Origin of the sequence: Arthrobacter sp. UYCo732 (assembly GCF_040547265.1) — a bacterium.
Classification (GTDB): domain Bacteria; phylum Actinomycetota; class Actinomycetes; order Actinomycetales; family Micrococcaceae; genus Arthrobacter.
In genome coordinates this window covers 408,134-421,916 of the sequence record NZ_JBEPPJ010000002.1, presented here as the reverse complement: position 1 = coordinate 421,916, position 13,783 = coordinate 408,134, and the positions used below count along the sequence as shown (strand labels likewise).

Here is a 13,783-nt window from a genome sequence, read left to right as displayed (position 1 = left end):
CGGTATACATGCGTTGACGGTCCCTCCGGGCATTAGTCAGTCTTTCCTCGCCAGTTCCTTCTTGTCCTGCTCGTGGAGTTCCTCACAGGCTGACCTGACAGCGTCCCGGTAACCGGTGTCGACGGCATTCCGGGAGCCTTGGGTGATCAGCTCGGCGGTGATTGCGGGCAGGAAGGAAGCTACGGTGTCGATGACAGGGCGCACGCTGTGCCCGCGGCCGAAGGCGACGTGCTGGACGGCACGCATGACGTCGACGCCACACTCGAGGTGCAGGTGGTCGGCGTAGGCGTCCATGCCGGTGCCCTCGGCGCGGTCAGCCAGGTCATGGATGTGCAGCACGATGGTGTCGGTGTCCCGCAGTTCCTCACGGATCTCCACCGAATCGCGGAGGGTCCACGTGTCCATGGTGTCGGAGATCCGGCCCAGTCCTGGCAACATCCGGTCCCAGGCTGCTTCGCGGATCTTCCAGTCAGCTTCGGTGACACCCTCAGGGTAGGCATCGGTGTTGTCCCAGTAGCCGAATTCTTCGACACCGGACAGCTCCTTAAAGGCGTCCATCAGGACATGGTTTTCTGCGCGGGCAATGACCATGATGCGTCCAGTGCCGGGGTCGGTGCCGATGCTGAGCTCGAACCGGTTCAGGTCGTGGTCATAGTCGTAGGCACTCATCTTGGACTGGGCTTCGGACCACGTGGCGTAGGCGGCCGCGGCGGCGCCGGCAGGGATGGGCTCGCCTGCCAGCCAGCGGCTGTCCACGAATTTGGCTGTCTCGACGGCCAGCAGCTTGAGATCTTCCTGGTCCCGAAGCGGGTCGATGACGCTGCGAACCTGATACTTGAAGGTGGCGAGATCGGTGCCTTCGGTGAGACGGAAGCCGTGGTAGATCTTGGTGCTCATGGATGGGTCCTTCGGATTCTGGGACAGGTGGCTATGAGCAACATGTGTGCGGAGGGCGCCGTGGAGCTCTCCGGCGTCAGGCGGCGATGGGGTGCCTCCGGATCTCGGCCAGGTGGCTGCGGACCAGCGCGTCGACAGCTTCGAAGCGGGTATGCCCGTGCTGGGTGATACCAGCGGCGGTGCGGTCCGGAAGCCACGCGCGCAGGCTGCTGGTGGCAGATTTCAGGGTGCCGGCGACGGTGCCGATGCGTTCGCGGTTCAGGTAGACCTCATAGCTGGTGATGGAGCCATGCTCGCCGGGTGTCTTGCTGACCGGCCCGAGTTCCGCGACGTAAGCGCGATGCCACGCCGGCCTATTCAGGCGGCCGGGGCTGACGGGGATGAACTTGGTGGCGGACACAGGGGGCTCCTTCGGGGATCTGGTGGTCCGCATGTGTGCGGCAACCAGGAGTCCACTCACCGCAGGGCGTGCGCATGCACCCTGACGTGGTAACCCAGCTCCGTGAAAGCCATCGTGGCAGCCTCAATGTCCTGCGCCTCGATCAGCTGCACGGCAGCGGACAGTGCATCCGGATTCACGGTTCCCTCGGGGCTACCCGGCGCCGGCCCGTCGAAGAGCAGGCCCTGGAGGCGGGCACGGATCCAACTGCTTCCCGTGCGTGCCGGCCTGGGCCAGGAGGCCTCGAAAGCCAGCCCGTAACTGGGCAGGAAGTAGCGGTGATTCGTACAGGGGGTCATACCTATAAACATGCGCTGATAAAGCGTCCGGAAGGTTACATCCGGGGCATGTCCGGCAGTGATTTTGGCGACACTTTGCGGCCTACAGCAGGACACGCCCTGTAGCCCACGCCTGGGCGGCGGCGAGGTCTATCCGGGTGGCGACGGGCCCTTCCTGAAAGAACCGCATGTACTCGGCGTCCGAGTCCTCCGCGTGCAGTGCCCACTCGCTGACGATCTGCTCGTAGGCGTCCACAATCCGTGCGTCATCGGGGGTAGAGCCGAGTGTTTCGGCCAGCGTCTGAAGGATGTCATCGCGCGTGTAGCGGACCACGTCGTCGGGGTAGTGCGGCATAGCTGTCCTCCATTTCTGTGCCCACTCGGCACGTGGATCAGATGGTAGCGGCAGCGGGTGAATTCCAGGGAAACTGCGAAACAGCGGTGCCGGCCGGGATGTGGACATGCGAACGGTAATCGTAAGCGTCCTTGGGCCGTTTCCAAATGTTGGTGTGCCCGATGGTGACTCCGTCCCCCACGGCGTCCTCAATGGCCTGGCGGGCTTCGTCGAGCGTCTGGTGTGTCACGAATTCCGCGGCGCGGTTCTGGACCCGGGTGGCGTAATCCGGCGAGGTGGCGGGCCGGGGAGGCCGAACAAGTTTGGGGGCGGCAGCATCAATGAGCACCCACGCCTCCCGGTCTTCGTCCATGACCAGGGTCTCGTAGGATCCGGTCATGACTTCCCACACGGCTGCGGTCGGGAGGGTGTCCTCACTGCCAGGTTCCACCCATTCGTTCGGGGCGGACTTCTCGTGGATTGCGCTCAGGTAGTAGGCCGGGCAGACGAGCGAGTCGATGGCGACTGCATCGAGCTCCGCTTCGGAGCGGACAATACGGTAGGGGTTCACGCCAAATCACCAACCAGACGGGCCTTCTGGGAGTCAAACTCCTGCTCCGACAGCGCCCCAACACTGCGGTATTTGGTGAGCAGATCCAGGGCAGAAGCGACGGTGAGGTTTTGGGAAGGGTCAGCGGCAAGGTCCGCGACCTTCAATGCGTTTACGCGTCGTGCCGCGGTACGGGCCTTGATGACACGGGGTCGAAGGACGAAGGCGAGCACGATTCCAGTTACGGCGCCGGCAGACATTCCAATGAGGTAGATGAATTGCGTTTCAGTCACGTTCTTGTCCTTTTTGTTGGTTCTGCGCTGACTATTTACCAGGGCAGCTGGGATTTGAGCGTCCCTTTGGGGATGTTGTGAAGCACGACGTACTGGCTGCTGACCGGGTCCAGCTGCAGGATGGCCAGGTCTTCCTGGGCGACGCCGCTGTGGAGCTGACCCGTGATGGCGGACTTGGCGTAGCCGAACCCGATGTGGGCCTTCCGGCGCGGGGATCGCGACGGCACGACGGTGATGAAGGCTCCCTGCTTGGGCAGCGGGTCCTTCTTCGCAGCGGCATCCCACAGTACCCAGACCTCAGGCTTGTCGTCCGGGCAGTGCATGGTCAGGATCGTCCAGGCCTCCCGGTTGTCCCACTCTTTGGGTGACTCGAACGTCGTGAACAGGTCCGACCACGCCTTGCGGTAGGCCAGGCCGGGTTGCCGTACCGGGCAGACGATCGTGCTGATCGTCAGGGCAGCGAGTTCCTCGGGGGTCGTGATGATGCGAAACGGTTCCATACGCCCTATGTGTGCGTCGGGGGCCGGAACGCTCACCACTCAGGCGCGGTTGTAGCTGGCCAGCAGCTCCGTCAGGGCAGTGAGGGTGTCTGCGGCCATTTCAGGAGTCAGGTCGTCGGGGCTGAAGCTGACGAGCGGGCCGATCTTCTCGATGAGGCCGGCGTTCTCCTGCCCCTCCATACGGAGGTGGGTTTCCTCGACCCGTGCGGTGGATCCGCCGACGGTCACCTCGAGGGAGAACTGCCGTTCGATGGTTTGGTCAGGGTCGCCGTCCGCGTCGCCGTCGGCGCCGACGATTTCGGTGTTCCCGGCCCATGTCGGCTGGTCCGGCCAGTCCTGGAAAATGCTCACGGTCGATCGTACCCGGGCGTCCTGCGTAACGCGTGAGGGGTCGGTCAGTGATTCGAGTTCCTGGACGGCTTCGGTTACGGAGTCAGGTCCCCAGTCGAAGGAGGTGGTCCACTCCACGGCCTTCCAGACACCGCGCAACCGTTCGACACGGTCCATGACGGAACTGTCGAGTCGCTCCAGGTCAGCGTGGAGGGCTTCGGTTTCCGCCGCGGCGCCGTCGTGGCCCCAGTCACGGAGGGTCGTTGCCATCATGGCCATCTGTTCCTGCCGTTCAAACACGCCGTTGAGGTCGTAGGCCATGCACAGGTAGTCGAAGGCGCCGCCGCTCATGTCCGGTTGCTTGTGGGGAGGGCGAAGCCGAAGCGTGTGTTGAATTCGGAGGCGAGGAGGACATCCTGATCGACAGGCTTCCCGTCCTCGCCGAGGCGTTCAATGAGGACGGAGCCGGAGAACTGGATCCAGATGCTGCGGTCGGAGCCGCCGCGGTTGTACATGTCGTCGGTCTGGACGTAGTCGCCCTGGAGGCGGGCGGCGTCGGCCGGGACCTTCAGGACGCTCGCACGGTAGATTCCCGTCCCGACGCTGAAGACAGCGGGAGCGCTCATGCCACGAGCCGTCCGGTGACAGTGTCGATGACGGGGATGTGCACGACATGCGGTTCGTACGTGGGGCGGCGGGTCAGGCCCAGGCGGGTACGGGCGGTGTTTGCGACCAGGTCATTGGCGTCATCGATGAGCTGCCACAGTGCCTGGCTCTCGGTGGCAGGGTCCTGGGCAAGGTTGAGGCGGACGTTGACGTCGGGGCCTGCTGCCGGGTCCGCACCGGTGGTAAGTGTTTCCATGGTCCTGATGTGTGCGGAAGCCACGGCGGCTGTCACCAGGCCAATGGAGGCCGGCGCCGGCCGGACCCCACTGGCCGCAACCCGGCGGCCTAGATTGGCGCTGGCTCCTCGGCCGGCGCGATACTCCTCAGCCTTTGGGCCTCCGACAGCAGACGGGCCATCGGGGTGTAGTTCTCAGCGATCGAGGGGAGTTTCTCCGGGGCTCCCAGTGCTTCGGAAGTCTCTTCGGCGGACATGTCCAGGGGCCGGGGGCGGGTGATCCGGCCGGACTTGCGGACCTTCTTCACGATGGCACGAACGACCAGGAGGCCTGTCCCGACCGGGATGACGACAAAGAGGAAGGTGTACCAAACGGTCTTTTCGAGAGTGGACACCAGGTACCACGTGGGTGAAAAGGCAAAGAAGAGAACGGCAAGACCGCCGCCCCAGAGTGCGTTGACGTAGACCAGGTGCTTCCTGTTTGCCTGTGCCTGTTCGTTGGCTTCCACCCAACCGTGGCGCGCCACGACTTCCCGTGGTGTGGGCTTGTCGAGCTGCTCCAGCATGTAGGGCAGCCAGCCGATCAGGACACCGGTGAGGATCATCCCGATCGTCGTAGGAGCCCCCGGGTTGCCGATGAAAACCCTGGAAAGGTTGACCAAAACCGCGGTGAGCAAGTTGTCTACAGGCTGGTCGTACGCTTCGGTGATCCCGGGAGGCAGATAGGTGACGAGGTCGACAGCGGGGTCCCAGAAAGGTTTCACGGCCGCCAAATCAGAGTCTTTGGACAGTACGAAGAGGAACAGCAGGGGCAGCGCCACGAGTGCGCTTCTAAGCCACACGTAGAGGATGAGAAACAGGTAGGTGATCAATGCGACGAAGAAAAGAATGATGAGGACGAAGACGACCCAGAACATGGCCCCAACACCTGTACCTCCGACGAATTTGACGCCGCGGCCGAATTGGTTGGCCCACGACACCAGGTGGCCGGGCAGAAGGATCCCGGAGGCAACCAGCAGGAATGTGATGGCCAGAACCGCCGCCACGATAATGAACCGTCTGGGCTTCCGGAGCAGCCACAGCAGCGGCCTGGCGATGACGCGCCCGATCTTTTTGTCGACGTGGAAGAAGATGCCGTCCCATGCCCGCAGGGATTCCCGCGCCGGGGCGCCCATGAACCGAAGCACGGACAGAGGAAGGCTGCTCGTACGACGGCGGCCGAACAGCGCGGTGAAGACCCCGATGATCGGTGAGACGGCGAGCCAGACTGCGGCGGGCCCGAACATCAAGAGCTCAATCGGCAGGTCTCCAGTTTTGAGGCTTGCAACCATCGAGGCCGCGATGATTACAAGAAGGGAGACGGCGGCGATCATTCCGGCGCTTGAAACGATGAAGATCAGCGCGGCCAGGTATTGGACGGCGCGGAAGCGGGCTGCTGCTCGGAGCGCAAGGACGCCATTGAGAATCCAGGTCCAGACTTTGGCGCCCCCGATCCAGCTGGGTTCAGGGCTGTCACGTGCTATTTGCCGGCGGCCTGAGGCCACCGATTCTGAGTAGTAAATTTCAATCTCCCCCAAGTCGAATTTGAATCTTGCGCGCTCCGTGTTTGAACAGTTTTTGTATCGGATGCAGCCCGTGATTCCGGACTCCCGGCATCATGCTATCCAACCGGGCTACCGATATTGCGGTTAGCGGATCATCCTTCCAGTGGTCGGATCGAATTTTGGTAATCCCGGGATCCGGATAGAAGGGCGCGGGCGCGAGTCCAGGCCGAGGCGTTCACGGGCGGCGTTGGCGACCATGTCGTTCCGGTCATCGACCAGGGTTGTGACGAGGGCGGTAGGCGTGGACTGGTTTTTGGCGACCCCGAGGCGTGCCATGAAGTCGTCCTGGTCTATGGCCAGCTGCGCCAGTGTTTCTACGGAGGCGCTGGGGTTGGCGGCCACGTACTCGCGGCACCATCCGGCATCGGAGTCGCAATCGCCGCGATTTCCGGGAAGATCGATGAGCTCGTGGAGACGCTCGGGTGAGGTTTCGGGGTTCTGTGCTTCCGCACGAAAAGCTGTCATGCCACTGATGTGTGCGGCGGCACCTGTCGGGATCATCAGGGTGGCCTGTTGCCCTGCTTCTCGGTAGTGTGTGGCCCAGCGGCCATCTGGCCGGATTCACCGAAGCGGAGGGGCGCGCATGGCAGGAAAATTTGAGGTGTACAAGGACAAGTCCGGCGGTTACAGGTTCCGGCTCAAGGCCGGAAACGGCGAAACGATCGCTTCCTCGGAGAGCTACAAGTCCAAGGCCAGCGCCCTGAACGGGATCGAATCCGTGAAGAAGAACGCAGGCTCCGACGTCGTGGATCTCACCGAAGAATCCTGACTGCAGTAAGGCCGAAGGCCCGGCCGTCCCAGTGCGGGGTGGACGGGCCTTCGCGTGTCAGGCTCTGGGGATGTGACGGCCCTGATGCTTGCGGATCACGATCCGGTGGTCGGGCATCGGCGGCGTGTACGAGCCCCGACGCAGCGCCGCGAACGAGTGGCTTCCAAGCTTCCGCTTCGGGACCGGCTGCAGCCTGCTCATCAGCTCGACGAACAGCTCCGCTGACTCTTCAGCCTCCAGATGCCCGGCGTACTGCTCTCCGGTGACGTCGTTGATGACGGCGTACCAGACGGCGCGGGACGGGTGGCGGTCCAACGAGGTGTCCCGGCGAAGGTCCCGTTTCAGCATGAAGCCCATGAACCCGTCGTCGACGTTCCCCCGCCGCAGCTCACGCAGTGCCTTGCGGCGAGCGTGTTTGGCGCGGCTGGCAGCCACACGGTGGTCCGCTGTCCCGAGCGTCAGGGACGCGGTGTCGTAGCGGAAACGGAAGTAGAAGAACTGGCGGCCGATCCGCCCGGTGGCCTGGACCGGGACACTGCCGTCGAAACCAGTGTCGAAACGGATCTTCTGATGGGCGTACCGTTCGGTCAGCACTGCGATCAGCTCCTCCTGATCGGAGTGGACATTGCGGTACAGCGGTGCGGGCATCGACTAGTCTCCGACGTGATTCAGGTCGGAGAGTTCAGCGTCGAAGCGTTCCAGCCAGCTGCACTGGACCTCGGCCAGGCCGGTGTCCTCGCCCTCTTCTTCGTCGATCGGGCCGAGTACGACGGCGTCCCCGTTGATGTAATCGTCGGCGCGGATGGATTCGGCCCAGTTGCACAGAACGGTGGCTCGGAAGTTGGTCGGAAGGTTCTCGAGCTTGCCGTTCTCGTTCAGGTACATGTTCATCGAGTAGTCGCGGAGTCCCACCAACTGGAAATCCCCGCCGACCAGGCCGGACAACTCCTGCCCGGGGTCGATGTCGGCGAAGCGGATCGGCTGGGTGTTGTCGGCCGGGATGATGGCTGCCTTCATGGCGACTCCTTGGGTGAGGGGTGTTTCTTCCTGTACCTCATGTGTGCGGCGGCGTGAACCGCCCTCCCCCGGGCTTGGGCCCTTTAGCCGTGCGGAGAACGGTAAGGATCCAGAACGAGCCGAAGCCTTCCCTGTTTGATGGCCTGGGAGAGTTCGTGCGGTGGAAGGCTGGCCGCGAGGTGGCCGCCGCGGCTCTGGTTGCCGGCCCAGACGGCCAGCAGGGCATGGTTCAGGGAAGCATGGTCTCCCCGCTTCTTGGCCAGGGTGGCGGCACGGAGTTCCAGGTTGCCTGCGATGCGCCCGTAGAGCCATTCGGTGAAGGTCAGTGGTGCGACACCGTCAACGGCGATCTTGGCCCGGTACGTGCGGAACTTACTGATCATGAGGCGACCTGGACTTTCTGCAGGGCGGGGGCGAACGCGACGAAGCGCGGGGCGCCGCCGGTGAACAGTTTGGTGATGAGCTGGGCTACCTGGACGGGGCTGAGCGGCGGGTCGCTCGGGTGCAGGGGTCCCCCGAGCCAGGCTCGCGCGGCGGCCAACAGAACCTGTCAGAATTGATGAGTGCCTCTGCGCGCTTACGGAGCGTGGCGCAGTCGTGCAGGGCGTCCCCGTCGACGGGGAACCCTTCCGGGTGGCTGTCGATGACGGTGGTGTTGTTCTCGCGGACGGTGATGTAGACCGGGGTTCGTTTCATGCGCGTCATGTGTGCGGCATCAGCCGGCGCCCTGCACGTCTGACCGGCGCGCCCCTATTCCGTGGACGCGGCTCGTTCTACTTCTCTGCTTCGATCTTCGTGACCGACGTCGGAGGCTCGCAGTTCAGCGGGGTCTTGTTCCTGAGGTCGTCGCTCGATGGATCATCGCACTTCAGTCTCTGGCCGTCTTTCTCAATGACGATCTTGTTGGGGCCAGTCAGGCTGACATCCTTAGCAACGACCTTGACTTCGTAGGTGCTCTCCACGGACTGATTGCTACGTGTCCATTGCACCCTGAGCAGCTACTCGATGCGTTCCCACGGCCCCGGTTCCATGACGGAACGGCGCACGATGCCGTAGTCGCCGGAGTCGCCGGAGTCGCGAAGGACCGGGAGGGCTTTCAGGGCCTCACGGGCGTTCTCCAGGTTGCCGCCGTGCTCCACAATGTCGCGGGGCCGCGGGAGGAACTGGACACCGTATTCGAAATACGGCTCCTCGTGCGGCTGGAACTCCTCACGGAATTCCTCCCCGTTGAGCACGTTGAACTCACCGGTCGGCTGTCCCTTCCCGCCCAGGACCTCGATAAGGTACGTGTCCTCCGGCTGGGAGAACCGGCGGACGTAGTCGGGCGACGGCAGCTCGAAGGTACCGTCGGGTCGGGGGTAGTTGTCGTAGGTCCGGCCGTAATAGTGGACGGATTCGGGGGTGTCGAGGCGGGTGATGCGGTGTTGTAGTGGCTGTTTGTGCGTGTAGGTTTCGCTGAGAGTTGTCATGCGGTTCATGTGTGCGGAAGTCCGATTCGCCATGCTCGCCGTTAAAATGCAGCATGGGAACCACTGAGCGCCGGGCCAGATCCTTCATGGCGTCGCTGCAGAACGCCGGATACCGCGTGCTGTGGAAGCCGACGAAAGCCACTATCCCGTGGGCGACCACAGCTGCGCTTGCTGCAACTGCCGTGGACCCTCTGATGGTCAGCTTCAGGGCATTGGGAGGGGTTCCCGTCCGGCCTGTCTTGGCACCGCATGGATGGGACCTCCAGGCCGACGATCTACTCATCGAGTTCGATGAGGACCTGCATTTCAACCGCTACCGCAGCCTCTCCCTGGCGACCCCTGGATTCCCTCGCCTCCCGTGGACCCACGCCTACAGCCGCTACACGCTGGAGACGGAGGATAGGTGCCTAAGCGCGGGAAAGCACGGCGGGAAATGGGCTAACCCGTCATCGAATCGGATGTTCGGTGGATCCGACGCTGAGGGAATCCTTGGCCCGCTCGGGTCTTCCCGGTGGAAGCAGCGGGCAATGTACGACGCGCTCAAGGATGCCTACGCGCTGCACTCGCCCGGCGTAGCGCTTGCCCGGGTGTCCATCCACGACGAGATCGGCGGTCTGAACGTCAACCGGGCGACCAAGCGTGGTGTCCTCCTGGATCCGGCAGCGCTCCGGGGATTCATTCAGTCCCGCACGGTGCCGGCGGCCGCCGGTTCATAGGTCCGGGCGGCACTTCCCCGTGCCCAGGATGGCCAGCCCGGCCAGGTCCCCGGCACCGAAGTCAGTGGATTCTTCGGTCATGGTGGCGGCCATCAGCTGGGTTGAGTCGGGGACGTGGTCCAGGCCTATGACGTGGGCGAGTTCGTGCTGGACGACGGCTTTGAGCCTGTCCTGCCCATGGTAGCCGCGGCCAATTTTGGCCAGCGCGGCGGCGTTGAGCCGGACCTGTCCGGTCACGTAGGTGGGGTTCTTGCCGCTGACGGTGACGGAGATGCTGCCGCCCAGTCCGAGGGTGGTTGATCCTGCTCCCAGATTGTCGCGGAACTGCGGCTGTTCGGCGGTGGTCTCCCAGGCGAAGAGGACCGGCGCCCAGCGGTCGCCGTAGCGGTTTTCCTGTTTGGCGGCGCGGTTCTGGGAGGGACCTTCGGAAGTGAATCCGTCGTTGACGAAAACGAACCCGGTGGCGCGTGACACCTCGGCGACGGCGTCGGCGATGGCCTGCTCGCCTCCGGCCGGGGCGCGGTCTGGCCGGACAACGTAGTGGATGGGCCGGCACGGGTCGTACGAGACGAATGCCTGGTCGGTGCCGGCGCTCAGGAACGCATAGGAGCTGCTGTTCCCCGCCGCCGGCGCGGGAACCCCGAGCGGCTGATCGGAGTCGGCTCCGGGCGGGGGCGCCCCGCCGTTCGAGGTGGACGGCGGCCACCCGCCGGCGAGGATCTCCGGCAAGGGGTTCCTGATGCCGTAGGAGGCGCCCCAGCCTTCGATGTCGGAGGCCATGCCGGGGGCAAAGTGGGTGAGGGCGTTCCAGCCGGCGACACTGAGGATCGCTGCCAGGGCGAGGAACTTGACGAAGCTCCACACCCCGCTGACGATGTCGCGGACCGTGCTCCCCAGGGCACGGAAGAACCGCTTGATCGGAGAGGGGTAGCGGACAGAGGGAGGCACAAAGGCCTGGTGAGGTAAATGCGGCTTCGTTTCCCAGTCGTAGGTTACCGGCGCCAGTCCCCCGCGCCAGCCGGTGTCCTGCGGCGGATTTCCGGCTGCGTCGTCAACAGCCCATTGCGGGACCCGTCCCGAAGGCGAGCTGCGGGGCGCTGTGCTGTCCGGTGCGGGCCTCGGAGGCTCTGGCGGCGGCAGTTCCTGGCCCGACGGTTCCGGGACCGGCTGCTGGGTGCGTGCGGCCTCTTCGCGGCGGCGCACTTCCCGCCGGGTCAGGGGCGGATCGGTGAGATCGACGGATTGCCCGTCCATCAGCCTTCGTCGTCCGATGAGTCATCGGTGTACGGGAACCCGAGTTGCCGGACAGCGTCCAGTGCAGCCTTGACCCCTGCCTCGTAGGTGTCGGGGCGGCCGGCACGCGGTTGTCCCAACAGCCCGTAGATGGCGGCGGCGTACTGCCGGTGGATCACACCTCGCGCGTCAGCGAGATCCTGCTCAGCGAGTTTCCGCAGCTCGTGCGGAGTCTGGTGGGCGGACTTACAGAAGGTCAGGAGGTAGCGATGGTGGTCTTCTTTGTCGATGAGCGTGAATTCGAGGTAGTTCTCGGCCTCCGGGTTCATCTCGAAGGCCGCCTTGATGACGGGCAGGAAACTGTCGGCGATAAATTCCGGTGTCAGCGTCCGAACACCTTCGGGACCCAGGGCAATGATGTCCAGGTCCTCGCCGCTAGGCTCCACCCGCAAGTCCGCCGCAGTGACGTCATCCACGGTCTGTCGCTTCGCGTTGTCGACGCGGAAGATGACCTGGTCCCGGTACTTCTCATCATTGGTGGCCAGCTGGGCGCCGGGGTAGGCGGAGTCAAGCAGGGCACCGAGGGTCAATAGGACGCTGGACGGCAACGGGGTGGCGATCCTGATGTCAACCGTGGTGGTTTCGGACGTGTGTGCACTCATGCCATTTATGTGTGCGGCAGGAGGTCCGTGGCTCCACGTGGAGTGAAGGATGTCTCCCGCAGCCCCGGGGGTTTACGCTGGCGGTGCTGCGGGCAGAAGGCTATCTAGCCGCGGACGCAGCTGCCACGGCCCGAACCGATGCAGGAGCGAAGGCGTTGACCAACTCATCGGTTTTGTCCAGGTCTGCAAGGGTTTTGCTCAGCGCTGCGCTGGAGTGCTTGCCTACTCCCCCGGTCATATCGGCCGATCCCCACACGATGAGGTCTGTCTTCACCGCAGCGATCGCGTCCTTCCACTGTGAGAGCTCTTGTGGTTCGTTGTCGGCGCTGCCGGCGTAAGCTGCCTTGGCGGCTTTGTAGGCGCCGGAGATGACTCCCATGTCGTCCCTCTCCAGGTGGGTCAAGTCCCAGCATTCCTTCGCAGGGCATGCCTCCAGCGTTGGTGGCGTTCTCCGCGACGACTCGCTTGAACCCGGCACGATAGTTGTCGTTTGCCGTCTGGAGGGCTGTACCTGCTACGGCTGCGGGTGAAACGGACGGCGGAGGGGACGCATGGCTGCAGGACGTGATGAGAGCAACGGAGATCAGGGCCGCCCCGCGAGAAAGATCTTGGGGCGGAAAATGTACGGGTTCGATGACACGTCTTTGATTGTAGGGTGCTGCCCGGATGACGCAGTTCCAAAGAAACGATGCTCAGTCCCGCGTTTCTTCCAGCCAGACCCGGTGAGCTAACCCTCCACGTTTCGCCGACTTTGCGGCAGCCGACTCGATTACCTCCAGCAAGTCGTACCCGGTGTCGGCGGCCAGCGCCTTGAGGACCTCCAGTAGATCAGCGAGCTCGCTCAGCCGGTCATCAGGTTCTACCGCTCCGCGCAGCTCATCAGATTCTTCTGCCAGTTTGGCGTGCAGGGCGGCCCGGTACTCTTCTGGTTTCAGGGTGCGAGTTACCGCGGTGCCACCGTTGGCCTCGATGATGGCAGGGATGAGATCCCGCACCAACTTCTGATGCTTGACGGCGTCGCTCACGCGGTCTTCTTCCACGCCTTTTTGGCTGCGGGTGAAGGCTTCATGACCGGGAACAGCGAGTGGACGTCGGAGATCCCGGTGATCTCGGAAAGACGGACGGCCAGGTGCGCAGCCGCAGCGGCGTCCTCTCCGGCGTCGTGGTGTTGCAGGGGAGGTAGTTCGAGGTGTTCGACGAGCATGTTGAGCCGGTAGGACTCCTGGCCGGGAAGGTGGAGCTGGGCGGCGCGCTGGGTGCAGTAGAACGTGAACGCAGGCGGCACAACGCCGATGGCTTCGGAGGTCTGGCGGATCATGGACCGTTCGGCGACGACGTTGTGGGCGACCAGGGGCAGGTCACCGGTGAAGGCTTCCAGCCGGGGCAGCATGAGCTCCCAGCCGTCGGCGCCGTCGATCATGCGGCGGGTGATGCCGTGGACGTCGATCTGGCGTTGCCCGAAGTGCTGCTGGCCGACCGGGGGCATCACGTAATGCGTGTGGGTTTTGCCGAGGATGCCGTCGCGGACTTTCACGAGCCCAATCTGGCAGACGGAGGAGTGCTTCGGGTTAGCGAGCTCGAAGTCGATCGCGACGAAGTCGAGTCCGGGGATCACAGGCCCGCCGCTGCTTCGAGGTCCGCAAGCTTCTCGGGCTCATCATCGAGGACGGCCTGGACCATGCCAGCGGTCAGCACCGGAGCGTCCTCTCCGTGGCGGTCGCCGATGCGGACTGCGAATTCACGCAGGCGTGCGATGACGTCGGCTGATTCGAGAAGCTGGTCATTGGTGAGGACAGGCGACGCCATGGCAGGTGATCCTTTTGCTTGAAATTGGGTGCGGGCCCCGGGAGG

26 protein-coding genes are annotated in these 13,783 nt (G+C 64.0%); 2 read left to right on the top strand and 24 right to left on the bottom strand.

Annotated features, from left to right (window positions below; all coding sequences use genetic code 11):
* Window positions 1–36: 36 nt before the first annotated feature.
* The 12 genes from ABIB45_RS05920 to ABIB45_RS05865 form a co-directional block, all read right to left on the bottom strand.
* Window positions 37–897 carry a hypothetical protein gene (locus ABIB45_RS05920; RefSeq protein WP_354214983.1) on the bottom strand — a complete coding sequence of 287 codons (861 nt, stop codon included), beginning with the start codon at window positions 895–897 and terminating at the stop codon, window positions 37–39.
* A 76-nt stretch (window positions 898–973) separates the two neighbouring features.
* Window positions 974–1,297, bottom strand: a complete 324-nt coding sequence (locus ABIB45_RS05915) for a hypothetical protein (protein WP_354214982.1) — start codon at window positions 1,295–1,297, stop codon at window positions 974–976.
* A 56-nt stretch (window positions 1,298–1,353) separates the two neighbouring features.
* Window positions 1,354–1,635, bottom strand: a complete 282-nt coding sequence (locus tag ABIB45_RS05910; protein ID WP_354214981.1) for a hypothetical protein — start codon at window positions 1,633–1,635, stop codon at window positions 1,354–1,356.
* Window positions 1,636–1,717: 82 nt separating this feature from the next.
* Entirely contained in the window at window positions 1,718–1,969 is a 252-nt protein-coding gene (locus tag ABIB45_RS05905; protein ID WP_354214980.1) for a hypothetical protein, read from the bottom strand.
* Between the two features lie 37 nt (window positions 1,970–2,006).
* Window positions 2,007–2,519, bottom strand: a complete 513-nt coding sequence (locus ABIB45_RS05900) for a hypothetical protein (RefSeq protein WP_354214979.1) — start codon at window positions 2,517–2,519, stop codon at window positions 2,007–2,009.
* Window positions 2,516–2,791 carry a hypothetical protein gene (locus ABIB45_RS05895; RefSeq protein WP_354214978.1) on the bottom strand — a complete coding sequence of 92 codons (276 nt, stop codon included), beginning with the start codon at window positions 2,789–2,791 and terminating at the stop codon, window positions 2,516–2,518. Before ABIB45_RS05895 ends, ABIB45_RS05900 begins: the two co-directional genes overlap by 4 nt.
* 35 nt (window positions 2,792–2,826) lie before the next feature.
* Complete coding sequence (locus ABIB45_RS05890; RefSeq protein ID WP_354214977.1) at window positions 2,827–3,291, bottom strand: hypothetical protein; 465 nt, start codon at window positions 3,289–3,291, stop codon at window positions 2,827–2,829.
* A 39-nt stretch (window positions 3,292–3,330) separates the two neighbouring features.
* The gene (locus tag ABIB45_RS05885; protein ID WP_354214976.1) at window positions 3,331–3,972 is read right to left on the bottom strand and encodes a hypothetical protein; all 642 of its coding nucleotides are present in this window, start codon (window positions 3,970–3,972) and stop codon (window positions 3,331–3,333) included.
* Entirely contained in the window at window positions 3,969–4,247 is a 279-nt protein-coding gene (locus ABIB45_RS05880) for a hypothetical protein (protein WP_354214975.1), read from the bottom strand. Before ABIB45_RS05880 ends, ABIB45_RS05885 begins: the two co-directional genes overlap by 4 nt.
* Window positions 4,244–4,483 carry a hypothetical protein gene (locus tag ABIB45_RS05875; RefSeq protein ID WP_354214974.1) on the bottom strand — a complete coding sequence of 80 codons (240 nt, stop codon included), beginning with the start codon at window positions 4,481–4,483 and terminating at the stop codon, window positions 4,244–4,246. Before ABIB45_RS05875 ends, ABIB45_RS05880 begins: the two co-directional genes overlap by 4 nt.
* Window positions 4,484–4,572: 89 nt before the next feature.
* Window positions 4,573–6,039, bottom strand: a complete 1,467-nt coding sequence (locus ABIB45_RS05870) for a hypothetical protein (RefSeq protein ID WP_354214973.1) — start codon at window positions 6,037–6,039, stop codon at window positions 4,573–4,575.
* Between the two features lie 111 nt (window positions 6,040–6,150).
* The gene (locus ABIB45_RS05865) at window positions 6,151–6,531 is read right to left on the bottom strand and encodes a hypothetical protein (RefSeq protein WP_354214972.1); all 381 of its coding nucleotides are present in this window, start codon (window positions 6,529–6,531) and stop codon (window positions 6,151–6,153) included.
* A 118-nt stretch (window positions 6,532–6,649) separates the two neighbouring features.
* On the opposite strand from ABIB45_RS05865, the gene ABIB45_RS05860 reads away from it, so the two are divergent.
* Window positions 6,650–6,835 carry a YegP family protein gene (locus ABIB45_RS05860; protein ID WP_354214971.1) on the top strand — a complete coding sequence of 62 codons (186 nt, stop codon included), beginning with the start codon at window positions 6,650–6,652 and terminating at the stop codon, window positions 6,833–6,835.
* Between the two features lie 57 nt (window positions 6,836–6,892).
* Here ABIB45_RS05860 and ABIB45_RS05855 read toward each other — a convergent pair whose 3' ends face one another.
* The 6 genes from ABIB45_RS05855 to ABIB45_RS05830 form a co-directional block, all read right to left on the bottom strand.
* Window positions 6,893–7,483, bottom strand: a complete 591-nt coding sequence (locus tag ABIB45_RS05855; RefSeq protein WP_354214970.1) for a hypothetical protein — start codon at window positions 7,481–7,483, stop codon at window positions 6,893–6,895.
* 3 nt (window positions 7,484–7,486) lie between these two features.
* A complete protein-coding gene (locus tag ABIB45_RS05850; RefSeq protein WP_354214969.1) occupies window positions 7,487–7,852 on the bottom strand; it encodes a DUF3846 domain-containing protein in 366 nt (121 codons plus the stop codon).
* An 83-nt stretch (window positions 7,853–7,935) separates the two neighbouring features.
* Window positions 7,936–8,235: a hypothetical protein gene (locus ABIB45_RS05845; RefSeq protein WP_354214968.1), complete on the bottom strand. Its 300-nt coding sequence runs from the start codon at window positions 8,233–8,235 to the stop codon at window positions 7,936–7,938.
* Window positions 8,232–8,393 (bottom strand): hypothetical protein, encoded by a 162-nt coding sequence (locus ABIB45_RS05840; protein WP_354214967.1) that lies wholly within the window; start codon window positions 8,391–8,393, stop codon window positions 8,232–8,234. Before ABIB45_RS05840 ends, ABIB45_RS05845 begins: the two co-directional genes overlap by 4 nt.
* Before the next feature lie 232 nt (window positions 8,394–8,625).
* Window positions 8,626–8,814, bottom strand: a complete 189-nt coding sequence (locus tag ABIB45_RS05835; protein ID WP_354214966.1) for a hypothetical protein — start codon at window positions 8,812–8,814, stop codon at window positions 8,626–8,628.
* A 36-nt stretch (window positions 8,815–8,850) separates the two neighbouring features.
* A complete protein-coding gene (locus tag ABIB45_RS05830) occupies window positions 8,851–9,321 on the bottom strand; it encodes a hypothetical protein (protein WP_354214965.1) in 471 nt (156 codons plus the stop codon).
* A gap of 53 nt (window positions 9,322–9,374) precedes the next feature.
* On the opposite strand from ABIB45_RS05830, the gene ABIB45_RS05825 reads away from it, so the two are divergent.
* Window positions 9,375–10,037, top strand: coding sequence for a DUF7255 family protein (locus ABIB45_RS05825; protein ID WP_354214964.1), 663 nt, complete (start codon window positions 9,375–9,377; stop codon window positions 10,035–10,037).
* On the opposite strand, the gene ABIB45_RS05820 is transcribed toward ABIB45_RS05825, so the two are convergent.
* The 6 genes from ABIB45_RS05820 to ABIB45_RS05795 all read right to left on the bottom strand — a co-directional run bounded on the left by ABIB45_RS05820 (window position 10,032) and on the right by ABIB45_RS05795 (window position 13,738).
* Window positions 10,032–11,291: a matrixin family metalloprotease gene (locus tag ABIB45_RS05820; RefSeq protein WP_354214963.1), complete on the bottom strand. Its 1,260-nt coding sequence runs from the start codon at window positions 11,289–11,291 to the stop codon at window positions 10,032–10,034. The genes ABIB45_RS05825 and ABIB45_RS05820 overlap by 6 nt on opposite strands.
* Window positions 11,291–11,932: a hypothetical protein gene (locus ABIB45_RS05815; protein ID WP_354214962.1), complete on the bottom strand. Its 642-nt coding sequence runs from the start codon at window positions 11,930–11,932 to the stop codon at window positions 11,291–11,293. The genes ABIB45_RS05820 and ABIB45_RS05815 overlap by 1 nt, the downstream gene beginning before the upstream one ends.
* 100 nt (window positions 11,933–12,032) lie before the next feature.
* Window positions 12,033–12,335, bottom strand: coding sequence for a hypothetical protein (locus tag ABIB45_RS05810; protein WP_354214961.1), 303 nt, complete (start codon window positions 12,333–12,335; stop codon window positions 12,033–12,035).
* Between the two features lie 289 nt (window positions 12,336–12,624).
* Window positions 12,625–12,957, bottom strand: coding sequence for a nucleoside triphosphate pyrophosphohydrolase (locus ABIB45_RS05805; protein WP_354214960.1), 333 nt, complete (start codon window positions 12,955–12,957; stop codon window positions 12,625–12,627).
* Window positions 12,954–13,547: an exonuclease domain-containing protein gene (locus ABIB45_RS05800; RefSeq protein ID WP_354214959.1), complete on the bottom strand. Its 594-nt coding sequence runs from the start codon at window positions 13,545–13,547 to the stop codon at window positions 12,954–12,956. Before ABIB45_RS05800 ends, ABIB45_RS05805 begins: the two co-directional genes overlap by 4 nt.
* Entirely contained in the window at window positions 13,544–13,738 is a 195-nt protein-coding gene (locus ABIB45_RS05795; RefSeq protein ID WP_354214958.1) for a hypothetical protein, read from the bottom strand. Before ABIB45_RS05795 ends, ABIB45_RS05800 begins: the two co-directional genes overlap by 4 nt.
* Window positions 13,739–13,783: the final 45 nt, after the last annotated feature.

Coding starts and splice junctions, on each gene's coding strand:
- ABIB45_RS05795 (WP_354214958.1), bottom strand. CDS start 13,738: ATGGCGTCGCCTGTCCTCACCAATGACCAGCTTCTCGAATCAGCCGAC.
- ABIB45_RS05825 (WP_354214964.1), top strand. CDS start 9,375: ATGGGAACCACTGAGCGCCGGGCCAGATCCTTCATGGCGTCGCTGCAG.
- ABIB45_RS05890 (WP_354214977.1), bottom strand. CDS start 3,291: ATGGAACCGTTTCGCATCATCACGACCCCCGAGGAACTCGCTGCCCTG.
- ABIB45_RS05850 (WP_354214969.1), bottom strand. CDS start 7,852: ATGAAGGCAGCCATCATCCCGGCCGACAACACCCAGCCGATCCGCTTC.
- ABIB45_RS05905 (WP_354214980.1), bottom strand. CDS start 1,969: ATGCCGCACTACCCCGACGACGTGGTCCGCTACACGCGCGATGACATC.
- ABIB45_RS05920 (WP_354214983.1), bottom strand. CDS start 897: ATGAGCACCAAGATCTACCACGGCTTCCGTCTCACCGAAGGCACCGAT.
- ABIB45_RS05830 (WP_354214965.1), bottom strand. CDS start 9,321: ATGACAACTCTCAGCGAAACCTACACGCACAAACAGCCACTACAACAC.
- ABIB45_RS05865 (WP_354214972.1), bottom strand. CDS start 6,531: ATGACAGCTTTTCGTGCGGAAGCACAGAACCCCGAAACCTCACCCGAG.
- ABIB45_RS05845 (WP_354214968.1), bottom strand. CDS start 8,235: ATGATCAGTAAGTTCCGCACGTACCGGGCCAAGATCGCCGTTGACGGT.
- ABIB45_RS05875 (WP_354214974.1), bottom strand. CDS start 4,483: ATGGAAACACTTACCACCGGTGCGGACCCGGCAGCAGGCCCCGACGTC.
- ABIB45_RS05860 (WP_354214971.1), top strand. CDS start 6,650: ATGGCAGGAAAATTTGAGGTGTACAAGGACAAGTCCGGCGGTTACAGG.
- ABIB45_RS05815 (WP_354214962.1), bottom strand. CDS start 11,932: ATGAGTGCACACACGTCCGAAACCACCACGGTTGACATCAGGATCGCC.
- ABIB45_RS05855 (WP_354214970.1), bottom strand. CDS start 7,483: ATGCCCGCACCGCTGTACCGCAATGTCCACTCCGATCAGGAGGAGCTG.
- ABIB45_RS05820 (WP_354214963.1), bottom strand. CDS start 11,291: ATGGACGGGCAATCCGTCGATCTCACCGATCCGCCCCTGACCCGGCGG.
- ABIB45_RS05880 (WP_354214975.1), bottom strand. CDS start 4,247: ATGAGCGCTCCCGCTGTCTTCAGCGTCGGGACGGGAATCTACCGTGCG.
- ABIB45_RS05910 (WP_354214981.1), bottom strand. CDS start 1,635: ATGACCCCCTGTACGAATCACCGCTACTTCCTGCCCAGTTACGGGCTG.
- ABIB45_RS05885 (WP_354214976.1), bottom strand. CDS start 3,972: ATGAGCGGCGGCGCCTTCGACTACCTGTGCATGGCCTACGACCTCAAC.